Annotated in this window: 8 protein-coding genes; 1 reads left to right on the top strand and 7 read right to left on the bottom strand. The window is 44.5% G+C overall.

Features of this window, described 5'->3' with window-relative positions:
• A partial coding sequence (locus AAV90_RS11685) for a transposase (RefSeq protein WP_046499317.1) occupies positions 1-273 on the top strand: 273 nt, incomplete at its 5' end.
• A 347-nt stretch (positions 274-620) separates the two neighbouring features.
• On the opposite strand, the gene rpsU is transcribed toward AAV90_RS11685, so the two are convergent.
• The 7 genes from rpsU to AAV90_RS11650 all read right to left on the bottom strand — a co-directional run bounded on the left by rpsU (position 621) and on the right by AAV90_RS11650 (position 6,412).
• Positions 621-797 carry a 30S ribosomal protein S21 gene (rpsU, locus tag AAV90_RS11680; RefSeq protein ID WP_046499315.1) on the bottom strand — a complete coding sequence of 59 codons (177 nt, stop codon included), beginning with the start codon at positions 795-797 and terminating at the stop codon, positions 621-623.
• Positions 798-872: 75 nt separating this feature from the next.
• Entirely contained in the window at positions 873-1,223 is a 351-nt protein-coding gene (locus AAV90_RS11675) for a histidine triad nucleotide-binding protein (RefSeq protein ID WP_046499314.1), read from the bottom strand.
• A gap of 147 nt (positions 1,224-1,370) precedes the next feature.
• Entirely contained in the window at positions 1,371-2,543 is a 1,173-nt protein-coding gene (locus tag AAV90_RS11670; protein ID WP_046499311.1) for an acyl-CoA dehydrogenase family protein, read from the bottom strand.
• A 33-nt stretch (positions 2,544-2,576) separates the two neighbouring features.
• Positions 2,577-3,752, bottom strand: a complete 1,176-nt coding sequence (locus AAV90_RS11665) for an acyl-CoA dehydrogenase family protein (RefSeq protein ID WP_046499307.1) — start codon at positions 3,750-3,752, stop codon at positions 2,577-2,579.
• Positions 3,753-3,764: 12 nt separating this feature from the next.
• Positions 3,765-4,127, bottom strand: coding sequence for a helix-turn-helix domain-containing protein (locus AAV90_RS14200; protein WP_052729759.1), 363 nt, complete (start codon positions 4,125-4,127; stop codon positions 3,765-3,767).
• 169 nt (positions 4,128-4,296) lie between these two features.
• On the bottom strand, positions 4,297-5,613 hold the full coding sequence (mtaB, locus tag AAV90_RS11655; RefSeq protein WP_046499306.1) for a tRNA (N(6)-L-threonylcarbamoyladenosine(37)-C(2))-methylthiotransferase MtaB: 1,317 nt from the start codon (positions 5,611-5,613) through the stop codon (positions 4,297-4,299).
• A gap of 49 nt (positions 5,614-5,662) precedes the next feature.
• Positions 5,663-6,412 (bottom strand): 16S rRNA (uracil(1498)-N(3))-methyltransferase, encoded by a 750-nt coding sequence (locus AAV90_RS11650; RefSeq protein ID WP_046499329.1) that lies wholly within the window; start codon positions 6,410-6,412, stop codon positions 5,663-5,665.
• Positions 6,413-6,443 lie beyond the last annotated feature (31 nt).

The following is a 6,443-nucleotide window of genomic DNA, read 5'->3' as shown; positions in this document are numbered from 1 at the left end:
CCGGAATTCATTCAAGAATTCCGCAAGCGAGCTAAAATCGAACCCAAGAATGCAGAACTAAAACGATTCCACGGACTAGACCGAGCCAAAGGCTATGGTCTACGAAGCATCCGCATTCAGGCCAAACTAACAGCCCTGGCGGTAAACTTAAAGCGGATAGCCAAACTGATATCCGCTTCAAAAGGGTTATCTTCGTTTATTTTGAGGTTTTTATTCTGTCGGGTACAGATTAACCTACCTGATGGGCTGTGGGTAGCCGCCAGGGCGGCTTAAAAGGGTTGCTTTTTCAGTGATCTCGAACCGTCCCCTTGACCCCCCTTGACACCCTTGACAACTCATTAAAGAATTGAAACGGCTACTATGCTGGCCACGAAGCTAACCAGTACTATGCCTACAATAATTACTACTGCAGTACGTTGTTTTTTGTTTTGCATTCCCCTATTCATAAAGGTCATGGATATCCCTCCTTTAAGTTTTAACGACATATTATTTCCTGTAGGATAGTAAAAGCCTGGTATGCATTAAGCTACCAGGCTTCTGATTTTGTGTATGGTCAGCCTTTTAACAGATTTTCACCTGTAGGGGCTTACGCATAGTCGCGTTTAAATTAAGGGAGCCGACTAAAACTTTTTCTTTTTACGGGCCGCCTCTGATTTTTTCTTTTTTCTAACGCTAGGTTTTTCATAGTGTTCATGTTTCCTAATATCCTGCAAAACTCCTGATTTTTGGCAGGAGCGTTTGAATCTTTTTAGCGCACTATCGAGAGATTCATTCTTACCTACTTTTACTTCGCTCATTATATCCCTCCCCTCATCTGACCAGGCTATACAAGCACCATCATATTGTACAATTCTAACAGCGTCTAGTCAAGATTATTCAGGAGGCCAGCCCATCTCTTTTCCACCTAACAGATGGTAATGCAGATGGAAAATCGCTTGCCCTCCCCAGCTGCCGCAATTATTTACCAGTCGGTAACCTTTTTCGGCTATGCCTAGTTCTTTGGCTAGCTGTGAGGCAATCATCTGTAATCTTCCCATTAATTCAAGGTGCTCATTATGGATTTCATTTAATGAAGCGATATGCATTTTGGGTATAAGAAGCAAATGCACAGGAGCTGCTGGGTCAATATCTTTGATGGCAAGGATCTGATCGTCTTCATAAACAACCTCAGCCGGTAATTCTTTTTGGACGATTTTACAAAACAAGCAATCCGGTTTGGCCACAGCTTTCACCTCCTTACATCTTCTTCATAACAGTTTTTAAATATATTTTCCTCTATTTTATCAAATAAATAGTTTTTTTAAAAATCCCTTTTCTCTGATGTTTAACAAAAGTGGTGCCCCATGTATTATGGGTAGGATAATTCTAGTTTACAGTTGCCCTGCCAGTACTGTTTTGTGCAGATATTCGCTGCCTGCTATCATTGATAGCATCTGGGCGTCCCGCAGGTATTTTTCCGCGTTATAGCTTACTGCAAATCCCATACGCCCGATAATATCTACTGTTTGGAAGGCAACCCGCTGGGCTGTTCTGGTGGCATATAACTTGGCCATGTAGGCTGCCCGGGCAAAATTATCATCAGTATCGATATAATAAGCAGCCCTTTCCACTGCCAGACGGGCAGCATCGATCTCGGTTGACATTTCGACCAGGGCGGAACTGACATACTTCTTTAGAAGGGCATCCCGGTTTAACATTCGGTTGGTACGGGCTACTTCCATGGCCAGCTCGTAAGCGGCTCTGGCAATACCTATTCCTGCGGCACCAATAAGCGGCAGATTACGGTCAAAGGTCTGGGTCAAGAGGAAATATCCCCCGCCTGCTATGCCGATTCTATTGTCAGCGGGTATAACGACATCGTTAAACCTCAATTGTACGGTATGACAGGATCTCATCCCCACTTTGTTAAGTACGCGCACAACTTCAAGCCCGGGGGTCTTTCTCGGAACCAGGTACATCTGTATTCGTGATTTTCGTTTGGATTCTTTGGAGCGAGCCAAAACCACCACGAAATCGGCTGCGGCTCCATTCATAATGAAATCCTTGGTGCCGTTTATCGTGATCCAATCCCCTTCCAAGGCTGCTGTAGTTGTTATACGGGTCTCATCTGCCCGTAAGCGCTGGGAGGGTTCCAGGTCATGTTCCGGAGTGGTTTCACTAATCGCCGTGCAGCCCAGATGGGGGCGGTCACTGCAAAACTTGGGCAGAATTTCATTTTTCATAGCTTCACTGCCGGTTACCAATACCGGAGTCAAGGAGTATATGTTCATAACAACGATTGCTGCTGCTCCAGCACAACCAAACGCCAGTTCTTCAATCACATGGGCAGTAGCCAGCATGCTCAGTCCCCGACCGCCATACTCGGCCGGAATATTGGGGGCCAGGAGATTATGCTTAGCCAGTACTTCCGGAATCTGCCAGTCTATTTTGTCATCCCCAATTTTATCCAGATATGTACCGCGTTCTTTTATTTTGCCGTTGGCTAATTCACGAACTTCTTTTATAAGCTGGTTTTCTTCCTGACTCAAGATAAAAGCAGGCATTGCTCGCTCCTTTCTACATTCACTCATTCATCTTTAAAACTGAGAAGCAATCAAGGCTTTGTGGAATTGTTCGCTGCCATCAATCATAGAAAGCATTTTCGCATCCCGCAGATACTTTTCGCTGGGATAGCCTCGGATATACGCTCTACCACCTGTAATTTCCATAGCTGCGGTGGTTATTTCCTGAGCCACCCGACTGGAAATAATTTTTGATTTAGATGACGCTTGGGAGCTGTCCAGTTCTTGGTCAATCAGCCAACTAGCCAGATGTACGCTTAGGCGGGCAGCATTCAGTTTGGCAGCCATATCAACCAAAGCAAAACTAATGGCGCTTTCTTCAAAACTGGGCCGACCCAAAACAAATTTCTTTTTTGATACGGCCAGGGCCGTATCATACGCGGATCTGGCCACACCCAGAGCAATAGCTCCGACATAGGGCAAACACCGATCCAAATTCTGCATAAATATCAGAAAACCGCTACGGGGTTTACCTATTAAATATTCAGGATTAAGCTTAACGTCTTCAAAAATAAGCTCACAGGTACTGCAATATTTCAGCCCCAATTTATGACGCACTCTACCTAATCTTATACCTGGAGTATCGGCAGGCAAAACAGCGACCTGAATCCCATTTTTACCACCCTGGGGCGGAAGTGTAAACATAAATGTTATGAAACTGGCTACCTGTCCATTCATAACGTAATCTTTAAAACCATTTAAAATCAGGATATCATCATTGTCATCTTCCAGTGCATATATCGAGGATCCCAATATTTCAAGGCTTTCGCTGCGAGCTAAAATATCCAGATTGGGTTGGTTTTCCATCATAGCCAGTCCGCCCAGGCGAGCTTTTTGGGCAGTCAACAAAGGCAAGAACTGCCGCCGCTGTTCCTCGGTTCCAGAAATTAAAAGAGGGCTGGCGGCATGCAGATTGGCAGCCACTACTGTGGCAACTCCTGCGCAGCCGGCTGCAATTTCTTCGATAATCATGGTCGTGGTCAGGTGACTAAGTCCTCTGCCGCCGTATTCCTCAGGTATACTAAGGGCCAACAGATTATGGTCGGCCAGTATATCCACAGCTGACCAATCAAAACTATCTTCATTTTGGGCATCATACATAATAGCTTGAGGAGCTATTTGGGTCTGTACTAGTTCCCGAACCATCATGACCAAATCTCTATCTTGCTCAGAGATAGTACTTCTAAACATTTTAAAACCCTCCTAGCTGCTACGCGTCTTTTGCCAGATTATGTAATCCATAACTGACCGCCTGCGTTCTTTGGGCAGCGTATAGAGTGTATTAATAATTTGCAACAATTCTGGTTCATCGTCTAGTGCATCGTTTATTGAGCTTACTGTAGATGTAGTTTCATTATTAGTGCTGCTTTCCATAAAATAATCGATAGGTTTGTCCAAAATCTCAGCAATGTTTTCCAGTTGAGTCAGGTACAGTCTGCGCTTGCCTTTTTCATAGTTGGATAAGGTTGACTGCGCACATCCCAGCATATTAGCCAGCTGTTCCTGACTAAGTCCGGCTTCTTCCCTGGCCAGCTGCAACTTCCTGCCAATTTCTTTAAATCCCATGGGCTAACCCCTTTCGTAACTAGAAATAATCAGTAAACACACTCGGTATATAATGAGTACTTTGCATAATTAATTTGCCTTAAGACCCTGACGGTTAAAATCAATCGCATATAGCAGCGTCAAAAAAATTATTTAATTAGGCAAAATCCTCATAATAAGTATGCAGATTTTAGTTGTGTTCTATGCATAATTGCCCAAAATTACCATGCTGGTTCGTATCGGTAAGTATTATTTCACACAACTGACCACGTATGTCCTGTGTGGATGGTAAAACTATCTCAATATAATTATCGGTGATACCGGTATACTTATCTATACCTATTTTCTGTTCCACAAGCAAATCAAAGGATTGTCCCCTGCACTGTTTAACAAACTCTAACTGTTTTTTCCTGGCTAATTCGATTAATAGTTCACTTCTTCGTTGTTTTTCATGTTCATCGACCTGCTCCTTCATTTCAGCCGCTCGGGTTCCAGCCCTCCGCGAATATTTAAAAACATGCAGATCGGCAAGTGGCGATTGCTCAATCAAATCGTAAGTAGCCGCAAAATCATCCTGGGTTTCACTGGGAAATCCAACCATTACATCTGCCGCCAGGGCAACTCCGGGTATTTTAGAAGCGGCCCTTTGAATCAGATCCAGATAATAGCTACTATCATAGCGACGTCCCATTTTTTTGAGAATATTATTACTGCCGCTTTGCAGAGGTATATGCAGGTGGCGGCATATGCGCCGGTCATCAGCAATCAGCTCAAGCAGTCTATCTTCTAGCTCCAGTGGTTCCAGGGAGCTTAAACGAATACGGTATTGGCCTCTGACCTGCTCCAGAATCGCTGTCAGCAGCCGGTGCAGGTTCCAATCGTTAAGGTCAACTCCATAAAAACCCGTATGAATCCCGGTCAGTACTATTTCCCGATAGCCTAAATCAACCAAATGGGTTATTTCCCGCAATACGTCTTCAGGTTGCTTGCTGCGTACCGGCCCGCGCGCATAAGGCACAATGCAATAGGTACAAAAACTCTGACAGCCATCCTGAATCTTCACAAAAGCCCGCGCGCGTTCATGCATATGCTGATACAAAATCGCCCTGGGTTTGTCCTCCTGGCCAATAGATTCCACCTTTACCTCTACCCCGGTATGTTCCCGGGCAAGAAAGTCCTCCACAATAGCAACCAGGTTTTCTTTGTCATTATTGCCAACCACCAGATCTATACCCTCAATCGATGCCAGTTGCCCGGCATCAACCTGAGCCACGCAACCTGTCGCCACAATTACCGCTGCCGGGTTTCTGCGTATCGCTCTTCTTATCATAGCTCGGGATTTGCGGTCACTGACATGGGTTACCGTACAGGTATTAATGATATAAATATCGGCCGGTTCATCAAAATCAACGATCTGATAACCTCTGTCGCTGAATTCCTCTTTAATTTGCTCAGTTTCCACCTGATTGACTTTACAGCCCAGGGTATGAAATGCCAGCTTTTTCATACTGTTTACCTACTTTTTAGTTTTCTAAAGGGACAATTGACGATTGGGCTTAACCTAAATCAGCGAGTTCATAGAGGACAATGGAAGCCGCAACGATTCCTGCTGTTTCGGTACGTAGAATGCGCGGACCCAAACCTGCGGTAATAATATTATTGGCTTTGGCCTGGGCAGCTTCCTCTGGAGAGAACCCTCCTTCAGGGCCGATTATTAGAAAGGTTCGGGACGCAGATAAAAAGGTTGGAGCCTTTTCTCTTAAAACTGACTTTAACCCCCTTTGGTCTTCACCTTCATAAAGAAGTATGGCCGGGTAACCCTGAGTCAGATCCAGCATCTGCGAAAACGTTATCGGGTTATGTATGGCCGGTATCCGGTTACGGCAGCATTGTTTGCAGGCTTCCCGGGCTATGCTCTGCCAGCGTTGCTTTTTTTTGCCGATACGCTCCTGCTCCATCTTGACTACTGTATATTGGCTAATCAAAGGGTATATTTCCCCTACTCCTATTTCCACTGCTTTCTGAATAATATTCTCCATTTTGTCACCCTTGGATATACCTTGTACCAGGGATAAAAAAAGCGGCGCTTCGGCATGGCGTTTGATTTCCTGTATAATCTCTCCCTTTAGGGATTCGTTTTCCTTGCCGATCAGGCGGATTTCATATTCGTGATTCTGCCCATCGAAAACTCTAATTATATTGCCGATTTTTAGGCGTAATACTTTTTCAATATGATGGGTCTGTTCAGCATTAATATATACTTGTAAACCCGAAATGTTTTCTGGCTCAACAAAAAAACGATACAATTCAGCAGCTCCCATTAATTTAAATAGCCCA

This window comes from Syntrophomonas zehnderi OL-4 (genome assembly GCF_000983115.1).
In the GTDB taxonomy this organism is placed as follows: domain Bacteria; phylum Bacillota; class Syntrophomonadia; order Syntrophomonadales; family Syntrophomonadaceae; genus Syntrophomonas_B; species Syntrophomonas_B zehnderi.
This window is presented reverse-complemented; position numbering and strand designations above follow the sequence as displayed.